Below are 18,942 nucleotides of genomic sequence, written 5' to 3' on the forward strand. Positions count from 1 at the left end.
TGCTCAACTATTGGCTATATTTCAATCGCCGCTCATAATTTGGCGTTTTATTTTGTGTCCTACCTCACAGGTAGTGCAATTGACTGGAAGTGATAGGGGTTCGCGCTGCCAATATAGGATATGGTTGGTAGCAGATTGATTCTTCTCCCCATCGATTAAGGGATATTATGTTTATTCACAAAGTACGTTCTTCTTGCCGCATGCTTTCGGCACTTATTGTGTTATTTGTTGGGCTATCCAGTCAGCAAGCTCTGGCTCATGCACATCTGAAAATTGAATCTCCTGCTGCTGATGCCACTATCGGTTCAGCGCCAGAAGCCGTGACACTGGGCTTCTCTGAAGGGATTGAATTGAATTTTAGTGGCGTGAAGGTGACAGGCCCAGATAACGATGTGGTGAAAACTGGTGAACTCAAATTGGACCCAGCCAACAACACGCAATTAATTCTGCCGATCGATAGTGCATTGAAAGCAGGGAAATATAATGTTTCATGGCATGTTGTGTCTGTTGATGGTCATAAAACCAAAGGCACTTACAGCTTCACAGTGAAGTAATATGTCTCTGGCGACTCTATTCATTCTGTGTCGCTTTCTGCACTTTTTGGCGGTGATGCTGATGTTTGGTATCAGCATTTTCACCGCCTTACTCGCACCAGACCGTTTCTCTTCGATACTCAAAAATCGGTTATCGTCACTCCTCATCTTCAGCACATTTTTGGGGCTAGCCTCCGCTATCGGGCTTTTGGCTATTCAGGCGGGCATGATGGGCGATGGCTGGTCTGATACCTATAGGTTGAGTGTATGGTGGGCGGTCTTGGGAACTCGCTTTGGCGAGATATGGCAATGGCATCTCGGTTTATCCATATTGAGCATGTGGGTAGTATTACTCGGCACAACCCGACTTTACTATCGGCTGATGGTCGGGTGCTCAACCTTGCTACTGGCTAGTTTGGCATTTACCGGGCACGCCGCAATGCACGACGGTGTAGTGGGATGGATTCACCAGACTAACCAAATTCTACATCTGCTCAGTGCGGGTTATTGGTTGGGATGCCTGCCTGCGTTGCTGGTTTGCCTGGCACATACAGCCCGGAATGATGTGAAACGTGAAGCTATCACTACGTTGATTCGGTTTTCAAGTTGGGGACATTTGGCCGTCGCATTGGTATTGGCTACCGGCGTGATTAACAGCATTATTATATTGCGTGAAACCTCTTTAACGCTGACATCTGCCTATCAGATGTTATTACTGAGCAAGGTAATATTGGTACTGCTTATGATTATTATAGCGGTCATTAACCGCTATTTGATTGTTCCCATGCTGCGTAAATTGCCAGTAAAAGCCCACCATTGGTTAGTGATCAACAGCTATGTTGAAATAATCCTTGGTGCTGCGGTATTACTTTTAGTGAGTATTTTCGCCACGATGGCACCGATATAGTGAGAAATTATACGTGATAGTTATTACTGTTAATCTTGCGTCGACTCAACTGAATGCGAGAAAATCAAAGTAAGCCGTTAATTGAGGATAATTTAAATGAAGAGTTTGGTGCTGACGTTATCGCTACTGATGCTATCCGTGAATGCTTTTGCCGCTGGAAAAATAGTGACTGTCAGTAAGTTTGAATTTGGCAAACAATGGGCATTTACCCGAGAAGAGGTGATGTTGGAATGTCGCTCAGGGGGAGCTTTGTTTGTGATAAATCCAAGTACATTAGCTCAATATCCACTCAATGATGTGGCGACTGAACAGATGAAGGCAGGCCATGTTCTCGCGAAACCATTAGATATTTTATTATTAGATGATAACGAGAAGCCGGGACAAAAGATGAGCCTGGCGCCTTTCCAACAGCGTGCGATGACGTTGTGTCAAAAGTGAGTTTGGTAATAAATATTGGGTAATTGACCGATGTTTGTATATTTAATTGATTTTAAATGAAAAATAAAAAGAGACCGAATACGATTCCTATATTCGGTCTAGGGAAATGGCTCTTGGGAGAGAGCCGTGCGCTAAAAGTTGGCATTAACGTAGGCTTGTTCAGCCATACTCTTTAAGAGTAGTCGAGTACATGTGTTTCGCCAACTTAGCTACAGAAGTAATTAATAACGGTCGCGAACTAATTCAAATAATGAAAATCAGCGTTCATGCAGAGAAAGGCAGCCGGATAAAACGGTTTACAACAAAACTCAAATGTTTTAGCCATTCACGAGTAAAAACTCTGTTCTCAACATCAGGTCGTGACATACAAACAAAGTAAGGCCCCGAAGGGCCTGGTTGGATAAAAACGTATTGGATATAAGCTAGCTACTCATATAGCTGAAAAACTAGCCAATAGTCATCAGACTGGCATTCCCACCAGCTGCCGCAGTATTGACACTCAGAGAGTGCTCAATGAGTAAGCGCTCCAGCAGAATATTCGTCTCGCCGCGGGCAAAGCCTTGCACCGAGACAATTGGCCCATCAATTTGTGCTATCTGTTCACACAAAATACGGAGTTGATCGGCATCTCCGTGATAGATAACACCATCAAAGTGGATATGAGCCGTTTGCCAATCTTTCGTGAGCGTAATACGTGATTTTACAACTGCCGGTAATGTACGGAATAAGTCACTTTGTACCGTGCTTTCCGGCCAGAGAACTTCGCTGCCAATGGCCAGTACCGCCGCCAGCTGTGTTAGCGCATCCGCCTCGGTATCTGCCAGACACAGAATACGCTCACGTGGCAACAGCGCGTAGGTATTGCGTTCGCCGGTTGGCCCCGGTAACACTCGCACGGTGCCACCTTGTGCCAGCTCACCATAACGCCGCGCCAACTGAGCCACAACGGGTTGTTGCTGTTCATCCGCCCATTTGATTAGAGCATGGTGGGCCGTTTGCAGTGCCTCACGGCCTGAGACATTCTGTAACTGCCCGCTATCATGATGGGCTAGGGTGTTTATCACCGCATCTTCCGGTCGGCTACACAAAAGGCGATACAAATACAGCGGTCCACCGGCTTTAGGACCCGTACCTGATAGACCTTCGCCGCCAAAAGGTTGCACGCCAACCACCGCGCCGACCATGTTACGATTAACGTAGAGATTACCCACTTTTGCTTTTTCAGTGACTTGCGCAATGGTTTCATCAATACGGGTATGAATACCCAAAGTTAAGCCATAACCAGAGGCATTTATTTGATCAACCAACGCAGCGAGATTTTGCCGCTGGAAGCGCACGACGTGTAGAACCGGGCCGAAGACCTCTTTTTGCAGTTCATCGAAGCTATCCAGCTCTATTAATGTCGGCTTGATAAAGGTTCCGCGCTGCCACTCTTTTTCATCCAGATTATTGGACTGAGCAGCTTGATACACTTTGCGCCCTTTGGCGCGCATGGCTTGAATATGCCGTTCAATACCGGCTTTGGCATCGGCATCGATAACTGGCCCGATATCTGTAGACAGGCGCTCGGGGTTACCCATGCGGCATTCAGCCATGGCACCACGCAGCATTTGCAACGTGTGTTCAGCCACATCATCCTGAATGCAGAGAATGCGTAAAGCCGAGCAGCGCTGACCGGCGCTATCAAAGGCTGATGCCACAACATCAGTCACCACCTGTTCAGTGAGTGCAGATGAGTCAACTATCATGGCATTCAAGCCGCCGGTTTCTGCAATCAGCGGGGTTGGGCGGCCTTGCGGATCAAGTCTACCGGCGATGCTGCGCTGTAAAATAGCCGCAACTTCGGTTGAACCGGTAAACATCACGCCGCGTACGCGGGCATCATTCACCAAGGCAGCACCGACGCTATCACCTTGACCAGGAAGCAGTTGTAGCACACCTTGCGGGATGCCCGCTTCCAGTAGGATCCGCACGGCCTGTGCCGCAACCAGCGGAGTTTGCTCAGCCGGTTTTGCTAACACACTATTACCAGCGGCCAATGCCGCGGCAATCTGGCCAGTGAATATGGCCAGCGGGAAGTTCCACGGACTGATACACACCACCGGCCCGAGTGGACGATGGCTGTCATTGGAGAAGTTATCTCGCACCATTCCTGCATAATAATGTAGGAAATCAACGGCTTCACGCACTTCTGCAATGGCATTGCTGAAGGTTTTACCGGCTTCACGTACCAGTATCCCCATCAATGTTTGCATCTGATTTTCCATCAATTCAGCGGCACGCACTAAAATTGCTGCTCGCTCAACGGGCGGGGTGGCAAACCAAATCGCACCAGCACTGGCGGCAGCATCCAATGCGCGGCTGACTTCGGCCTCTGTTGCTTCTCGAACATAACCAACAATATCAGCCGGTTCTGCCGGGTTGATAACAGGGTGTTCCATGCTATTAACTGGCTCTGTACCACTATCAAGCTCAGCATCAATCAGTGGTTCTGCTCGCCAGACTTGGCTGGCACTGGTCAGTAATGCACTGGAAAGTGAAGCCAAGCGGTGCTCGTTTGACAAATCCAAACCGCTGGAATTGGCGCGCTCCTTGCCATACAACTCACGCGGTAATGGAATGCGGGGGTGTGGTAAACCGAGCTGGCCTTCGCTGGCGGCGATAGCCTCTACTGCACTGACCGGATCCGCGACTAATTCGTCGAGCGGCAAAGTGGCATCGGCAATCCGGTTGACAAATGAAGTATTCGCACCATTTTCCAACAGGCGGCGTACCAGATAAGCCAGTAAGGTTTCATGGGTGCCGACCGGGGCATAGATACGGCATGGGCGGTTAAGTTTACCATCAGCGACTTTGCCAACCACCTGCTCATACAGCGGCTCTCCCATGCCATGCAAGCATTGGAATTCGTACTGACCGGGATAGTAGTTCTGTCCGGCAAGATGATAAATCGCCGATAGGGTGTGGGCGTTATGTGTCGCAAATTGCGGGTAAATCAGGTTAGGAACCGCCAGTAACTTGCGCGCGCAGGCCAGATAAGAAACATCGGTATAAACTTTACGGGTATAAACCGGATAGCCTTCTAAACCATCAACTTGAGCGCGCTTAATCTCGCTGTCCCAATAGGCTCCTTTAACCAAACGGATCATCAAGCGACGGCGGCTGCGCTGTGCCATATCAATCACCGCATCAATGGTGAATGGGCAACGTTTCTGGTATGCCTGTATAACAAAGCCGATACCATTCCAACCGGCTAACTTTGGCTCAAAGCAGAGTTTTTCCAGCAGATCGAGGGAGATTTCCAGACGATCGGCTTCTTCTGCGTCGATGTTAATTCCAATATCATACTGACGCGCTTGCAAAGTCAGCGATAACAATCGTGGATAAAGCTCATCCATTACCCGATCATATTGGGCGCGGCTATAGCGCGGATGGAGAGCAGAGAGTTTGATTGAAATCCCCGGCCCTTCATAAATACCGCGGCCATTTGACGCTTTGCCGATAGCATGAATAGCCTGTTGATAGGAGAGTAAATAGGCCTGAGCATCGGCTTCTGTCAGTGCCGCTTCCCCCAGCATATCGTAGGAATAACGGAACCCTTTATCTTCCAGCTTGCGCGCATTAGCTAAGGCTTCTGCAATGGTTTCGCCGGTGACAAATTGCTCGCCCATCAAACGCATCGCCATGTCCACACCCTTGCGGATCAGCGGTTCGCCCCCTTTACCGATAATGCGGTTCAATGAACTGGAAAGTTTGGCTTCATTGTGGGTAGAAACCAGATGGCCGGTAAACAATAAACCCCAGGTGGCCGCGTTGACGAACATGGATGGGCTGCGCCCCAGATGAGAGTGCCAATTGCCATTGCTGATCTTGTCGCGAATTAATGCATCGCGAGTTGGTTTGTCAGGAATACGCAGCAGCGCTTCTGCCAGGCACATCAATGCCACGCCCTCTTGGGAAGAGAGAGAGAACTCCTGCAACAAGCCTTGCACGATCCCGGCCCGGCCATTGGCACTTTTTTGATTCCGCAATTTTTCGGCAATAGAATAGGCGAGCTTATGTGTCGCCTGGGCCAAATCTTCAGGTAAGCGCGCTTGTTCCAATAACATCGGAATAGCTTCGGTTTCCGGGCGGCGATAGGCCGCTGTAATGGCTGCACGGCTAACAGATTGTGGCAACACTTGTTCGGCGAAATCTAAGAAAGGTTGGTGCACACTTTCAATGACTTGCGGCATAATGTCGTCCGTTTCAGACGAGGAGGATGACTGTGCTGTTGGAAGTTCTGGTAATTCGCTGTTATTTTCCAACCGTTCCAGATAGTTAAAAATGGCCTGTTTGATCAGCCAGTGCGGTGTACGGTCAATACGCTGTGCGGCGGCCTTAATGCGGTCACGTGTCGCTTCATCGAGTTTCACGCCCATGGTGGTGCTACCCATACTATCTGGCTCCTGAATTAAGGGGAGTTATACCCGTCATTCTTCGAGCTCCAGGTGCGTTGGCTACGTTTAATAACCTGAATCACTTACTTATGTAAGCTCATCAGGATTCTTGCACTTGCCGCCTTCCTGCAACTCAAATTATTTAGGGTATATGATTTTATTTCAGACAATATCAGTCATGTTGCAACTTTGTGCAACCGTGTTAAATCACGCGTGTAATCGAAGTGTGAATTCAGTCTTGTTTTTAACAACTTCAAAAGATAAATAATATTCAAATATGAAGCAGCGAAGCGGTTAACGTTAATAATGGTAGGGGTTTTAGAGGGTTTACCTCAGGTATAACTCATTTTCTTATGTTTGGTGTCACTGCCGACAGAGTTTAATGTGATGCAGGGTGAGTTTTTTGTAAAAAAATTGTTTAAATTCTTGTGGGGCAAGAAAGGACTCCTCTAGGATAGCAACCGCAAGCTGGCCAGTGGCTAGCGAATAGTTGTGTTGGTAGTCAATTTCAGATTTTAGCGTTCATCTCAGGTGCAACTCAGTGTCACGTTCCGACCCGCCAGAGATAAAGCATGATGCCGTGTTGCGCGGTAAGCATGGAAAAAGCGAGATATATTAAAACGATAATATGCACTATGGAGATGTTGCATGACCATGAACACGCCAATGCTGGTGACTTTTTTAGTTTATATTTTTGGGATGATACTTATTGGGCTTGTGGCCTATCGTGCAACCAAGAGTTTTGATGACTATATTCTGGGCGGCCGCAGTTTAGGGAGTGTAGTGACGGCGTTGTCAGCCGGTGCTTCCGATATGAGTGGCTGGTTATTAATGGGGTTACCGGGAGCGATTTTCCTGTCGGGGATATCCGAGAGTTGGATAGCTATCGGTTTAACCATTGGCGCTTATTTTAACTGGAAGTTAGTGGCTGGCCGTTTACGGGTTCATACCGAAGCGAATAATAATGCGCTGACATTGCCGGACTATTTCACCAGCCGTTTTGAAGATAAAAGTAAACTTCTGCGAGTCATATCGGCCGTAGTGATTTTAGTCTTCTTTACCATTTATTGTGCTTCCGGGATTGTTGCCGGTGCACGGTTATTTGAAAGTACCTTTGAGATGAGTTATGGCACGGCCTTGTGGGCCGGTGCAGCCGCTACCATTGCGTATACTTTTATTGGTGGTTTCCTGGCGGTGAGTTGGACAGACACAGTGCAGGCGACACTGATGATTTTTGCCCTGATCCTGACGCCAATTATCGTGATTTTAGCCGTCGGTGGTATTGATACTTCGATTATGGTTATTGCGGCGAAAAACCCGGCCAATATTGATATGTTCAAAGGGTTGAATCTGGTTGCTATCCTTTCTCTGCTCGGCTGGGGTTTAGGCTATTTTGGTCAGCCACATATTCTGGCGCGTTTTATGGCGGCAGACTCCCATCGCACTATTCGCAGCGCTCGTCGCATTAGTATGACCTGGATGATCCTGTGTCTGGCGGGGACTATTGCTGTCGGGTTCTTTGGCATTGCCTACTTTGAGAACAATCCACAATATGCGGGAAGTGTGACACAAAATGGCGAACGCGTATTTATTGAATTAGCCAAGTTGCTGTTCAATCCGTGGATGGCGGGTATTTTGCTGTCCGCCATTCTGGCTGCGGTAATGAGTACGTTAAGCTGCCAGTTACTGGTGTGTTCCAGTGCATTAACCGAAGATTTGTACAAAGCGTTCTTACGTAAAAAAGCCAGCCAGAAAGAATTAGTCTGGGTGGGTCGTGCCATGGTGTTGCTGGTGGCGTTGATTGCCATCGCGTTAGCAGCGGATCCAGATAATCGGGTGCTTGGTTTGGTGAGTTATGCCTGGGCGGGCTTTGGTGCAGCATTTGGGCCAGTGGTTCTGATTTCAGTTATGTGGCCACGGATGACCCGCAACGGTGCGCTCGCGGGGATGCTGATCGGCGCGATTACCGTGATCGTCTGGAAACAATACGCCTGGTTAGATTTATACGAAATCATCCCTGGTTTTGTGTTTGCCAGTATCGCGATTGTGGTGGTGAGTTTACTGGGACGTTCTCCGAGTCATGCCATTACTGAACGTTTCCGTCAGGCGGAAGCGGAGTTTAAAACCGTATAGAAATAACGTTTATCTTTAATAAATATAGCCTCCTGCAAAACAGGGGGCTTTTTTTATCAAAAAACCTGCCAGTTCTTAATAAATACATTAATTCGTATCCTGATGAATTTATTTACTATTTAACTCCGCGGAAACAACTTGCCACAGTTTGTTTAACAATATTCCTATTCCACCTCTTGAATTTCTTTTTGCCAGAATGATAATCACTATCGTTTTACTTTTCCTTACGTAAATTGACAATATTCTTATTCGCATATTCTACTGCCCACCGCAGGGGTGTTTAGCATGTTTGTCCCATTTCTTATTATGTTTCGTGAAGGGCTGGAGGCAGCGCTGATTGTTAGCCTGATCGCCAGTTATCTTAAACGTACTCAGCGCGGTCAATGGATGGGGGCAGTATGGGTGGGGGTTATCACTGCCGCAGCACTTTGCCTGGCTATTGGTATTTTTATTAATGAAACCACCGGTGAGTTCCCGCAAAAGCAGCAAGAGCTGTTCGAAGGGATTATCGCTGTGGTGGCAGTTTGCATATTAACCTATATGGTTTTTTGGATGCGCAAGGTATCCAAGTCAGTCAAAGTTCATTTAGAAGGTGCCATTGATAACGCCCTAAACGTTGAGGGTAAAAAAGGCCGTGGTCAGGGATGGGCATTAGTCGCAATGGTGTTTTTTGCTGTGGCGCGCGAAGGCCTGGAGTCAGTTTTCTTTTTATTAGCTGCTTTTCAGCAGGATGTCGGTATTGGCGCACCCATCGGCGCAATATTGGGTTTGATCTGCGCTATTTTGGTTGGTATGGCTATCTACTGGGGCGGCGTTAAGTTACATCTGGCTAAATTCTTCAAATGGACCAGCCTGTTTATTCTGTTTGTTGCTGCCGGGCTTGCCGCAGGGGCAATAAGAGCCTTCCATGAAGCGGGATTGTGGAACCATTTCCAGGATATCGCATTTGACCTGACCAATGTGCTTTCTACGCACTCCTTGCTGGGCACCTTCCTTGAGGGCATGTTTGGCTATCAGGAAGCCCCGACTGTCAGTGAAGTCGCGGTCTACTTTATCTATCTGATTCCGGCATTGATTTTCTTTTTCCTTCCACCACGCGCCACAGCGGCTTCAACCGTAGCGGCTGCGCGGAAAACTAACCAATAATTCAGGGATTTATCACATGTCTAACCGGTTCTTCCGTCGCACAGCTCTACATGCTGCTTTATTGGCACTGCCAGTTTTCGCTATTAGCGCACAGGCTGCTGATATTCCTCAGGTTAAAATTACGGTTAATGACAAGCAGTGTGAGCCAATGGCGCTGTCTATTCCTGCCGGTAAAACACAGTTTATTGTGCACAATGCCAGCCAAAAAGGGCTGGAGTGGGAGATCCTGAAAGGGGTCATGGTGGTTGAAGAACGTGAGAACATCGCGCCAGGTTTTACCCAGAAGATGACAGCCAATCTGGAACCGGGTGAATACGATATGACCTGCGGTTTACTGAGCAACCCGAAAGGCAAGCTCACTGTGACGGCTGCGGCCGGTACTGACACGGCGACCAAACCGGATGCCATGGCACTGGTTGGGCCAATCGCCGAGTATAAAGTCTATGTAACACAAGAGGTTGCCCAGCTAGTGACCCAAACCAAAGCCTTCACCGATGCAGTGAAAAAAGGCGATTTGGCATTAGCGCGCAAGCTCTACGCACCGACCCGGCAGCATTATGAACGTATCGAGCCCATTGCTGAGTTATTTTCTGATTTAGATGGCAGCATTGATGCCCGCGAAGACGATTTTGAACAGAAAGCGGCAGATCCGAAATTCACGGGTTTCCACCGTTTAGAGAAAATCCTATTTGGTGACAATACCACCAAAGGAGCGGATAAATTTGCTGACCAACTGTATCAAGACACGCTGGAACTGCAAAAACGGATAGCGGGTCTGACATTCGCACCAAACAAAGTGGTAGGCGGGGCGGCAGGTCTCATCGAAGAAGTGGCAGCCAGTAAAATCAGTGGTGAAGAAGATCGCTACAGCCGCACTGACTTGTGGGACTTCCAGGCGAACGTTGATGGCGCACAGAAGATTGTTAATCTGCTGCGGCCGTTATTGGAAAAAGCGGATAAGCCGTTGTTGGATAAAATTGATGCCAACTTCAAAACGGTTGATAGCGTATTAGCAAAATACCGCACCAAAGATGGCTACGAATCTTATGAGAAGTTAACCGATGCTGATCGCAATGCGATGAAAGGGCCAATTACGGCACTGGCGGAAGACCTTGCTCAACTGCGTGGCGTATTGGGTCTGGACTGAGGATTAAAATGAGTCAGAAAACCGGCCCGCAATACGGGCCGTATCAGCAAGATAACGGGGCGGAATTGCCGTCCCGTCGGCGTTTGCTCCTCGGTATGGGCATGATGAGTGGGGCATTGGCGCTTGGCGGGGCAAAAATAGCCCGCGCGGCGGATTGCCCCGCACCCGAATCCGCACCCGCGCAAGATGAACGTTGGCAGAAGCAGCCTTTTTACGGACAGCATCAAGCCGGTGTATTAACCCCACAGCAAGCGGCGATGATGCTGGTGGCATTTGATGTGCTGGCAACAGATAAAGCAGCATTAATCCGGTTATTCACGTTATTAACTGAACGAATTGCTTTTCTGACTACTGGCGGGCATGCGCCGTCAGTTAACGCGAAATTGCCGCCGCTGGATTCGGGCATTATGGGGCCGGAAATTTACCCCGATAATCTGACGATCACGGTTTCCGTCGGTGACTCACTGTTTGACGAGCGTTTTGGCTTGCAAGGGCAAAAACCCCTGCGACTTCAAAGAATGACTCGTTTCCCCAATGACTCACTGGATGCCGGATTGTGCCACGGTGATATGTTGCTGCAAATTTGCGCGAATACCAATGAAACCGTGATTCATGCACTGCGCGATATCATCAAACACTCGCCGGATCTTCTCAGTGTGCGCTGGAAACGTGAAGGGTTTATTTCTGCCCATGCTGCCCGCAGTAAAGGTAAAGAAACACCAATCAACTTGTTGGGTTTTAAAGATGGAACCGCGAATCCGAAAACCAGTGATAAGCCGCTGATCAACCAAGTAGTTTGGGTTCAGGAAAATACCGGAGAACCTGCATGGGCGGTCGGTGGCAGTTATCAGGCGGCTCGGATTATCCGTTTCAAAGTGGAATTCTGGGATCGGACTCCCTTGCAAGAGCAGCAAACTATTTTTGGTCGCGATAAGCACAGTGGCGCGCCTTTGGGTATGGTGCATGAACATGATGAACCGGATTACACCAAAGACCCAGACGGCAAAGTGATTAAGCTGGATGCACATATTCGGCTGGCAAATCCGCGTACCGCTGAAACCCAGAATAACTTGATGCTGCGCCGTGGCTACAGCTACTCGCTGGGGGTATCAAATTCGGGACAATTGGATATGGGCCTCTTATTTGTCTGCTATCAGTCTGATTTGGAAAAGGCATTCCTAACCGTGCAAAAACGGCTGAATGGGGAAGCGCTGGAAGAGTATGTGAAACCCATTGGTGGCGGCTATTTTTTCACCTTGCCGGGGGTGGCAGATGCTAACCACTATTTAGCTCAAGGGTTATTAGAGGCTTAATATACTCGTCATACTTCAAGTTGCATGTGTGTTGGCTGCTCTCAATCACCCCAGTCACTTACTTGTGTAAGCTCCAGGGGACTCACTCGTTTGCCACCTTCCTGCAACTCGAATTATTTAGAGTGTTTTGAAATAAAGCACCACTTTAGCGGTGCTTTTTATAACAATTTAACTGGCTAATTTGGCCGTGATTTTCGCCACATGTTCACCCTGGAAACGGGCGATGGCGAGCTCCTCAGCGCTTGGCTGGCGGGAACCATCACCACCTGCAATAGTGGTAGCGCCATAAGGCGTGCCACCGCGGGTCTGCGAAACATCAAATAACTCTGTTGCGCCATAGCCGATCGGCACAATAATAAAACCGTGATGGGCTAATGTGGTCCAGGTTGAGGTGATGGTGTGTTCTTGCCCACCCCCCGTACCGGTAGAAGCAAATACACTGGCGACTTTGCCGTACAATGCGCCCGATGCCCACAGGCCGCCAGTCTGATCAAGGAACGTACGCATCTGCCCGGCCATATTACCAAAGCGGGTTGGCGTGCCGAAAATGATGCCATCGTAATCGGCCAACTCTTGTGGTGTTGCTACTGGCGCTTTCTGATCGGTTTTACCACCGGCTTTGGTAAAAGCATCCGCTGGCATAGTTTCTGGCACGCGCTTAATGGTCACTTCAACGCCACTAACCTTTTGAGCACCTTCGGCAACTGCGCCAGCAAGTGTCTCGATATGTCCATACATGGAATAGTAAAGCACTAGAATTTTCGCCATCTCGCTTCGCTCCAATCATATTTATTGAATAACGTTGATGATGTCATCATAGTCGCTGCTTATGACACTTATTAACCATACCCCAATACGCTCAAGCTGCAATGTTAGCGACACAAAAAGTCACCGCAATAAGAGATCCCAATCTGGTGACTTTGATTTGCTCAGCTTACTTACAAATTACGTAACTTCTTTTGTAGGCGTTTTTGCTGCCAGCGCTCCATCCAATTACCGAGCAAGAATAGATTTATCGCTCTTAAACCTAATGGAATACCTAACCCCAAAACGACCCACCAGGCCCACATATAGCTTGGGGAGGTAAACCAGTTAATCGCGAACAATATTGAGCACAGGATCACCGCCCGCAGTAATTGGCGCAAAAAAGACATTTCATTTTCAACGGCTTCGCGTGCATCCACTACGCGCTGGTCAACCGCTTCGCCAGAAGCTTCGGGTGGTTGACTCGAATCTGGAGCGTAGAGTTCGCTGACTTTTAACTCCATCACCGCGGCAATGGCACTCAACGTTTCAAGGCTGGCTTGCTCACCATTCTCTATACGCTGAATAGTGCGCACGTTAAGGCTGCAAAGCTCGGCTAATTGCTCTTGTGACCAGGCCCGGGCCTGACGTAATTCACGAATACGATAAAGATTCATAATGAATACTCCTGGGTTTGAAGAGATATCTACAAACCTAAATGCCCGCGCCCAACACTGCCACGACAGTCACCAGACAATAACACGACATCTTCCCGACACTGGCTGACTGCCTTGATTCAGCCTGATTGCCAGAGAATAGCCCACCTAAGTTAACTCAAATATTTATTCATCCCTGAGGTATTTATCACAATGGCTTGTTATCTACATTGACAACGCAGCGGCCAATTAATATCTTGAATGATAGTTAAACTCCAATTTAAATAACTAAGTGGAGTTTTATTGTTGTCACCATTCACCCAATATAGTGATTAATTAATGAGGAACATCTTGATGACTCAGATATACCACCAATATAAGAAAAAATTGAGTACAAAAGTCATCCTATTGAGTGTGCTAACTCTTTGCATCACGTTCTCGCTACCTTACGCCAATGCCGAACGCTATCCCGATGTACCGGTTCCCTTTAAGTATGGAACGGGCGCTCAGGTTGATAACAATTTATATGTCGGCTTAGGTAGCGCCGGTCAATCGTGGTATCGCCTTGATATGGATAAAGCCAGCAGTGGTTGGCAGAAAATAGCCGACTTCCCAGGGCAGCCTCGTGAGCAGGCCGTCACTGTGGCATTAAGCGGTAAGCTGTATGTTTTTGGTGGCGTGGGTAAAAATAGCGCCAGTGACACGCAGGTACGTGCGCTGGATGATGTGTATCAATATGATCCACAAACTAATCAGTGGCAACGGTTGGCAACGCGAGCGCCGCGTGGCTTGGTGGGAACCGCCGCAACCACATTGAATGGCACTCAGGCGCTGCTACTGGGTGGCGTCAATAAAGCTATTTTCGACGGTTACTTCACGGATCTGGCTGTAGCTGGCAGCAATGAAACCCAGAAAAATGCAGTTGTTAATGCGTATTTTGACCAGGCTCCGGCGGACTATTTCTATAACCGCGATGTGCTGATGTATGACCCTGCCAAGAATCAGTGGAAAAGTGGCGGGCAAGTGCCATTTTTAGGTACGGCCGGGTCAGCTATCACTGCTAAAAAGGGTGATTTGATATTAATAAATGGTGAAATTAAACCCGGATTACGCACGGCAGCAGTATGGCAGGGCAAAGCGCAGGGCGCAGAACTGAAATGGCAACAGCGACCGGATTTGGTAGGTGCTGAAAAAGGCGCAGTGCAAGAAGGGCTGGCGGGGGCGTTTTCTGGTGTTAGCCATGATGTGGTGCTGGTGGGCGGCGGAGCCAATTTCCCAGGTTCATGGCAACAATTCAATGCGGGTCAGTTATATGCCCATAAAGGGCTAAAAAAACAGTGGCAACAGCCTATTTATGCGCTGGTGGCTAATCAATGGCAGGTGGTGGGGAAGTTACCTCAGCCGCTGGCTTACGGCGTATCCATTCAAGATAAAGATAAAGTGATTTTGCTGGGAGGAGAAACCAGCGACGGTGTTGCAACCTCAGCAGTGACTCAGCTCTCCTGGCAAGGTGGTAAGCTGCATCTTGAATAAATAGACTGAAATGATAACGCTCTGTATTGAGCTGTCAGGCACAATATAAGAGCGTTATCCCTCTGATAACTAACCGTCTTGCGGCAAGGGCTTACCGTCACTCCCCAGTTTCGGCAATATTTTACGGCGTTGTAATAACGCATTGAGCAAAATGGCACCGAAAGTCGCTGTACCGATGCCCCCGAGGGTAAAGTTACCTAAGGTGAGCGCGAAGTTCCCCGCTCCTAACACCAGTGTGACGGCCACCATAATCAGGTTACCGTTATCACTGAGATCCACTTTGTTTTGTACCCAAATACGCGCGCCAGCAACCGCAATCAAACCGAAAACCACAATTGAGGCACCGCCCAATACCGGCCCCGGAATGGTGTGAATCAACGCGCCAAATTTGGGTGAAAAACCCAGTAAAATGGCGACCAGTGCTGCGGCGACAAAAACCAAAGTAGAATAGATTTTAGTCACTGCCATAACGCCGATATTCTCGGCATAAGTTGTGACACCAGTACCGCCCACCGAGCCGGATAGCATCGTTGCCAACCCATCACCCACAAAAGCCCGCCCCATATACGGGTCCAGATTTTGTCCGGTCATTCCCGCCACGGCTTTTATATGCCCCAGATTTTCTGCCACTAAAATCACGGCCACGGGAGCGATCAGCAACATGGCATGAGCATCAAATACCGGTGTGGTAAATTGCGGCCAGCCAAACCAGGCGGCCTGGTTGATGGGGCCGAAATCAATTGGTGTTCCCCAACCCAACATATTGGTGACAACCCAATAAATGACATAAGACAAAATCAGACCAACCAGAATCAGCAGGCGCTGAATCATTCCTTTAGTAAATACGGCTACCACACCGATACATAAAATAGTGACTACCGCCATCCAGCTGTTAAAAGATGAGCCGGAAACACTATTTACGGCAATCGGTGCCAGATTGAGGCCAATGGCCATCACCACTGCGCCAGTGACCACCGGCGGCATTAAGCGCTCGATCCAGCGGGTGCCGACACTCATCACGATAAAACCAATTAAGGTGTAAATCGCCCCGCAGGCAATAATGCCGCCCAGGGCTAAAGCAATATTGGGATTAGGGCCGCTGCCGCTATAGCCGGTGACGGCAATGACCAGACCGACAAATGCTGCGCTGGAGCCAAGATAGCTGGGCACCCGACCACCCACAATCAGGAAAAACAGTAGGGTGCCGATGCCGGACATCAAAATCGCCAGATTGGCGTCAAAACCCATCAACAGCGGCATCAGCACGGTAGCACCAAACATGGCCACCGCATGTTGTAACCCCATAATCAATGTTGCGCCGACGGGGAGGCGCTCATCAGGAGCAATAATGGCTCCATCCAGATTACCACTGCGTTTACGCCATGTTGGAAACCAGTTATTCGCCATAATGTACTCCGTGAGTCACTGAGAAATATCAATAAATTACCGCAGAGGAATCCATCAATTCGTTTTTGAATCAGCGGCTCTGGCGCATTAACGGGTGATAGCAGCGGTCAAAATAGGCCAGACCATGTTGGTCATCGTTATGAATAACGGCGGCAGCCTGACAAAACAGAATGTCATGAGTGCCGACAGAAATAACTTGTGTGATATGGCAGTCAAAAGAGGCAACAGCACCACTGAGCACCGGGGAACCGGTGACCAGGGTTGACCAACGGGCAGCAGAGAAGCGCATTTCCATCGGCGTTTTGCCACCAAACAAGTTTGACAGTGACTCATGCTCGGCACATAAGGTATTGACGCACAACGTCTGATTTTGCTGAAACACCGAATAGACTGATGCTGAGCGATTGAGGCACACCAACAAGGTTGGTGGGGTATCGGTCACACTGCATACCGCCGATGCGGTAAATCCGGCGCGGCCAGCTGGGCCATCAGTAGTGATAATATTCACCGCCGAGCCGAGTCGCGCCATCGCATCACGGAAATCCTGTTTATCTACGGCGACACTGCGTAATGCTGACGATGCAGGTAAAGAATCTGTTGGTAAGGATTGTGTTTGCATAGACCACCTCAGGATTAAGAATCAGTTCAACAAAAAACAGCCTAAAAATCAGAGCACCAGACACGCCTCGTCGAACGCCAAACGCGGTGAGCGTTCATACAATTTATTGATATCGCCATAACCAATATTCACTAGCAAATTGGATTTCCAGCCTTTTTCTGCCAGAAAAATCTCATCAACCTGTGTATTGTTAAAACCTGACATCGGGCCGGTATCCAACCCCAAGGCCCGACAGGCAATAATCAGATAGGCCGCTTGTAAGCTGCTGTTACGAAAAGCGGTTTCAGTGGCTAACTCTGGGCTGGAAGTGAACCAGGAGCGAGCATCGCCGTGTGGAAACAGCTTGGGTAATGCATCATAAAAAACCGGATCATAGGCGATGATGGCCGTGACCGGTGCTTGCAGGGTTTTGGTCAGATTGCCACTGGACAGCGCCGGTTTAAGCCGCTCTTTGGCCTCAGATGAGCGAATAAAGACAAAACGCGCCGGGCAGCAGTTGGCTGAAGTCGGCCCCATGCGCGCCAGAAGATAGGCTTGTCTGAGCAGAGCATCATCGACTGGTTTATCCAGCCAACCATTGTGGGTGCGGGCGTCAGTAAATAAGGTTGCCAATGCATCCGGGGTTAATATTTGTGTCATAACGACTCCCTTTAAAAATGAATAGCTGATGTATTGGATTGATTTAGCACCTGTTTGCACTTAGCGATATCTGTGTCCATCAGCAAATAACTGAGTAATATGCCGTTAAATTGCTCGCTGTTAGTCACACTCATGGCGTGGCCGCCGTAACTCATCTGCGCCCATTCGCCGTAAGGCAATAGCTCGGCCAAAGCCTGTGAACAGGGGTATGGCACCAATAAATCATCGGTGGCGCACAAAGCCAGTATCGGGGTAGTGATGTGAGGCAATGCCGGGCGGAAATCAGCATTCATCAATGCGTTCAGGCGGCGTAATAAGTTTTCCATGCCCTGAAAATGAGTAATTTGCTGTGCCTCTTCCTGTTCAAGCAGCAGGGTATTACGCGATAGCCAATCTGCTGGATAGAGAAACAACGGCTGGGCGCGAACATAAGCGGCTACACCACTGTTGAGCAGTAAATCTTGCCGCACATGGAAGCAACGCCGTGTTTGGCTATCAAGCACCGGCCAGCTATTGATAGCCACCAGCCGCTCGACACACTGAGGATGCGACGATGCCAGTTGCAAACCTATCATTCCGCCCAATGCGTGACCGACAAAGTGATAGCGCTCAATATGTTGGCTGGCTAATAAGTCCGCCAGTTCGTCCGCCATATCAGCCAGCGTGTAGCCAGATGGGATCACACCGGAACTGCGCCCGGTGCCATATTGATCGTAAGTTATCACGCGAAAGTGCTGACCCAACGCACTCAACTGGGGCTGCCAAAAGCTGCTACTGCCACCCAGTCCCGCAGATAAAACCACTGTTTTAGCGGCTGGCGAATTCTGACCGGTTATCTCGAAATACATTGCCACGCCTCCGTTATTTGTTGTTTGCCAGGTTAGCGTGGCAGATGCGCCACTGACGCGATTTCAATCAGGGCATCGGGTTTGACCAAACCGCATTGAATACAAAAGCGGGCCGGTTTATCGCCGGGGAAATATTCGGCGTAAACCTGATTAATAGCGGCGTAATGCTGCCAGTCAGTCAGAAAAATAGAGTTAAAAGTGATGTCATCCAGCGAACCACCCGCAGTCTCAATCACACTTTTTATAGTTTCCAACACATGGCGGGTTTGCCCCGCAGCATCACCGATATGCACCACATTATTCTGTTTATCAAAAGCCAGGGTGCCGGACACGTACACCACGCCATCGGCCAGGGTGCCGGGCGAAAAAGGGGCGAGGGGAGTACCACTGCCCGGTGGGGTAATAATGGTCTTAGGCATCATCTTCTCCAGTTATCTGAG

The 18,942-nt window shown here is 48.9% G+C and carries 16 protein-coding genes; 8 read left to right on the plus strand and 8 right to left on the minus strand.

The annotated features are described in order from the left end of the window. Positions 1–167 precede the first annotated feature (167 nt). The 3 genes from yobA to FTB31_RS16355 all read left to right on the plus strand — a co-directional run bounded on the left by yobA (position 168) and on the right by FTB31_RS16355 (position 1,878). Complete coding sequence (gene yobA / locus FTB31_RS16345; RefSeq protein WP_005170441.1) at positions 168–554, plus strand: CopC domain-containing protein YobA; 387 nt, start codon at positions 168–170, stop codon at positions 552–554. Between the two features lies 1 nt (position 555). Further along, a complete protein-coding gene (copD, locus tag FTB31_RS16350) occupies positions 556–1,440 on the plus strand; it encodes a copper homeostasis membrane protein CopD (RefSeq protein ID WP_077294746.1) in 885 nt (294 codons plus the stop codon). Positions 1,441–1,536: 96 nt separating this feature from the next. Next, the gene (locus FTB31_RS16355) at positions 1,537–1,878 is read left to right on the plus strand and encodes a YebY family protein (protein ID WP_077173996.1); all 342 of its coding nucleotides are present in this window, start codon (positions 1,537–1,539) and stop codon (positions 1,876–1,878) included. A 446-nt stretch (positions 1,879–2,324) separates the two neighbouring features. On the opposite strand, the gene putA is transcribed toward FTB31_RS16355, so the two are convergent. Beyond that, positions 2,325–6,314, minus strand: a complete 3,990-nt coding sequence (gene putA, locus FTB31_RS16360; protein WP_227731596.1) for a trifunctional transcriptional regulator/proline dehydrogenase/L-glutamate gamma-semialdehyde dehydrogenase — start codon at positions 6,312–6,314, stop codon at positions 2,325–2,327. 651 nt (positions 6,315–6,965) lie between these two features. On the opposite strand from putA, the gene putP reads away from it, so the two are divergent. From putP to efeB, 4 genes are all read left to right on the plus strand, one after another. Beyond that, positions 6,966–8,450: a sodium/proline symporter PutP gene (putP, locus tag FTB31_RS16365; protein ID WP_019080820.1), complete on the plus strand. Its 1,485-nt coding sequence runs from the start codon at positions 6,966–6,968 to the stop codon at positions 8,448–8,450. A 285-nt stretch (positions 8,451–8,735) separates the two neighbouring features. Next, complete coding sequence (gene efeU / locus FTB31_RS16370; protein WP_050077490.1) at positions 8,736–9,596, plus strand: iron uptake transporter permease EfeU; 861 nt, start codon at positions 8,736–8,738, stop codon at positions 9,594–9,596. A 16-nt stretch (positions 9,597–9,612) separates the two neighbouring features. Further along, a complete protein-coding gene (gene efeO, locus FTB31_RS16375) occupies positions 9,613–10,743 on the plus strand; it encodes an iron uptake system protein EfeO (RefSeq protein ID WP_050077491.1) in 1,131 nt (376 codons plus the stop codon). A gap of 8 nt (positions 10,744–10,751) precedes the next feature. Continuing rightward, positions 10,752–12,056: an iron uptake transporter deferrochelatase/peroxidase subunit gene (gene efeB, locus FTB31_RS16380; RefSeq protein ID WP_077173998.1), complete on the plus strand. Its 1,305-nt coding sequence runs from the start codon at positions 10,752–10,754 to the stop codon at positions 12,054–12,056. A 168-nt stretch (positions 12,057–12,224) separates the two neighbouring features. Here efeB and wrbA read toward each other — a convergent pair whose 3' ends face one another. Together wrbA and FTB31_RS16390 are read right to left on the minus strand one after the other, a co-directional pair. After that, positions 12,225–12,824 carry an NAD(P)H:quinone oxidoreductase gene (wrbA, locus tag FTB31_RS16385; RefSeq protein ID WP_077173999.1) on the minus strand — a complete coding sequence of 200 codons (600 nt, stop codon included), beginning with the start codon at positions 12,822–12,824 and terminating at the stop codon, positions 12,225–12,227. A 170-nt stretch (positions 12,825–12,994) separates the two neighbouring features. Next, positions 12,995–13,477, minus strand: a complete 483-nt coding sequence (locus FTB31_RS16390) for a helix-turn-helix domain-containing protein (RefSeq protein WP_227731597.1) — start codon at positions 13,475–13,477, stop codon at positions 12,995–12,997. A gap of 333 nt (positions 13,478–13,810) precedes the next feature. Here FTB31_RS16390 and FTB31_RS16395 point away from each other — a divergent pair, with 333 nt between their 5' ends. After that, entirely contained in the window at positions 13,811–14,989 is a 1,179-nt protein-coding gene (locus tag FTB31_RS16395) for an N-acetylneuraminate epimerase (protein WP_077174001.1), read from the plus strand. A gap of 69 nt (positions 14,990–15,058) precedes the next feature. On the opposite strand, the gene rutG is transcribed toward FTB31_RS16395, so the two are convergent. The 5 genes from rutG to rutC form a co-directional block, all read right to left on the minus strand. Then, positions 15,059–16,396: a pyrimidine utilization transport protein G gene (gene rutG, locus FTB31_RS16400; RefSeq protein ID WP_227731598.1), complete on the minus strand. Its 1,338-nt coding sequence runs from the start codon at positions 16,394–16,396 to the stop codon at positions 15,059–15,061. A 70-nt stretch (positions 16,397–16,466) separates the two neighbouring features. After that, positions 16,467–17,015: an NADH-dependent FMN reductase RutF gene (gene rutF, locus FTB31_RS16405; RefSeq protein ID WP_077174003.1), complete on the minus strand. Its 549-nt coding sequence runs from the start codon at positions 17,013–17,015 to the stop codon at positions 16,467–16,469. Between the two features lie 48 nt (positions 17,016–17,063). Next, positions 17,064–17,654: a malonic semialdehyde reductase gene (locus tag FTB31_RS16410; protein WP_050077498.1), complete on the minus strand. Its 591-nt coding sequence runs from the start codon at positions 17,652–17,654 to the stop codon at positions 17,064–17,066. Between the two features lie 11 nt (positions 17,655–17,665). Then, entirely contained in the window at positions 17,666–18,502 is an 837-nt protein-coding gene (rutD, locus tag FTB31_RS16415; RefSeq protein WP_077174005.1) for a pyrimidine utilization protein D, read from the minus strand. Between the two features lie 32 nt (positions 18,503–18,534). Next, positions 18,535–18,921 carry a pyrimidine utilization protein C gene (gene rutC, locus FTB31_RS16420; protein WP_005169991.1) on the minus strand — a complete coding sequence of 129 codons (387 nt, stop codon included), beginning with the start codon at positions 18,919–18,921 and terminating at the stop codon, positions 18,535–18,537. Between the last annotated feature and the right edge of the window lie 21 nt (positions 18,922–18,942).

This window comes from Yersinia proxima, from assembly GCF_902170785.1.
Classification (GTDB): domain Bacteria; phylum Pseudomonadota; class Gammaproteobacteria; order Enterobacterales; family Enterobacteriaceae; genus Yersinia; species Yersinia proxima.

Bases quoted from the DNA above. Each gene is read 5' to 3' on its own strand.
- yobA (WP_005170441.1), top strand. From the start codon at position 168: ATGTTTATTCACAAAGTACGTTCTTCTTGCCGCATGCTTTCGGCACTT.
- copD (WP_077294746.1), top strand. From the start codon at position 556: ATGTCTCTGGCGACTCTATTCATTCTGTGTCGCTTTCTGCACTTTTTG.
- FTB31_RS16355 (WP_077173996.1), top strand. From the start codon at position 1,537: ATGAAGAGTTTGGTGCTGACGTTATCGCTACTGATGCTATCCGTGAAT.
- putA (WP_227731596.1), bottom strand. From the start codon at position 6,314: ATGGGTAGCACCACCATGGGCGTGAAACTCGATGAAGCGACACGTGAC.
- putP (WP_019080820.1), top strand. From the start codon at position 6,966: ATGACCATGAACACGCCAATGCTGGTGACTTTTTTAGTTTATATTTTT.
- efeU (WP_050077490.1), top strand. From the start codon at position 8,736: ATGTTTGTCCCATTTCTTATTATGTTTCGTGAAGGGCTGGAGGCAGCG.
- efeO (WP_050077491.1), top strand. From the start codon at position 9,613: ATGTCTAACCGGTTCTTCCGTCGCACAGCTCTACATGCTGCTTTATTG.
- efeB (WP_077173998.1), top strand. From the start codon at position 10,752: ATGAGTCAGAAAACCGGCCCGCAATACGGGCCGTATCAGCAAGATAAC.
- wrbA (WP_077173999.1), bottom strand. From the start codon at position 12,824: ATGGCGAAAATTCTAGTGCTTTACTATTCCATGTATGGACATATCGAG.
- FTB31_RS16390 (WP_227731597.1), bottom strand. From the start codon at position 13,477: ATGAATCTTTATCGTATTCGTGAATTACGTCAGGCCCGGGCCTGGTCA.
- FTB31_RS16395 (WP_077174001.1), top strand. From the start codon at position 13,811: ATGACTCAGATATACCACCAATATAAGAAAAAATTGAGTACAAAAGTC.
- rutG (WP_227731598.1), bottom strand. From the start codon at position 16,396: ATGGCGAATAACTGGTTTCCAACATGGCGTAAACGCAGTGGTAATCTG.
- rutF (WP_077174003.1), bottom strand. From the start codon at position 17,015: ATGCAAACACAATCCTTACCAACAGATTCTTTACCTGCATCGTCAGCA.
- FTB31_RS16410 (WP_050077498.1), bottom strand. From the start codon at position 17,654: ATGACACAAATATTAACCCCGGATGCATTGGCAACCTTATTTACTGAC.
- rutD (WP_077174005.1), bottom strand. From the start codon at position 18,502: ATGTATTTCGAGATAACCGGTCAGAATTCGCCAGCCGCTAAAACAGTG.
- rutC (WP_005169991.1), bottom strand. From the start codon at position 18,921: ATGCCTAAGACCATTATTACCCCACCGGGCAGTGGTACTCCCCTCGCC.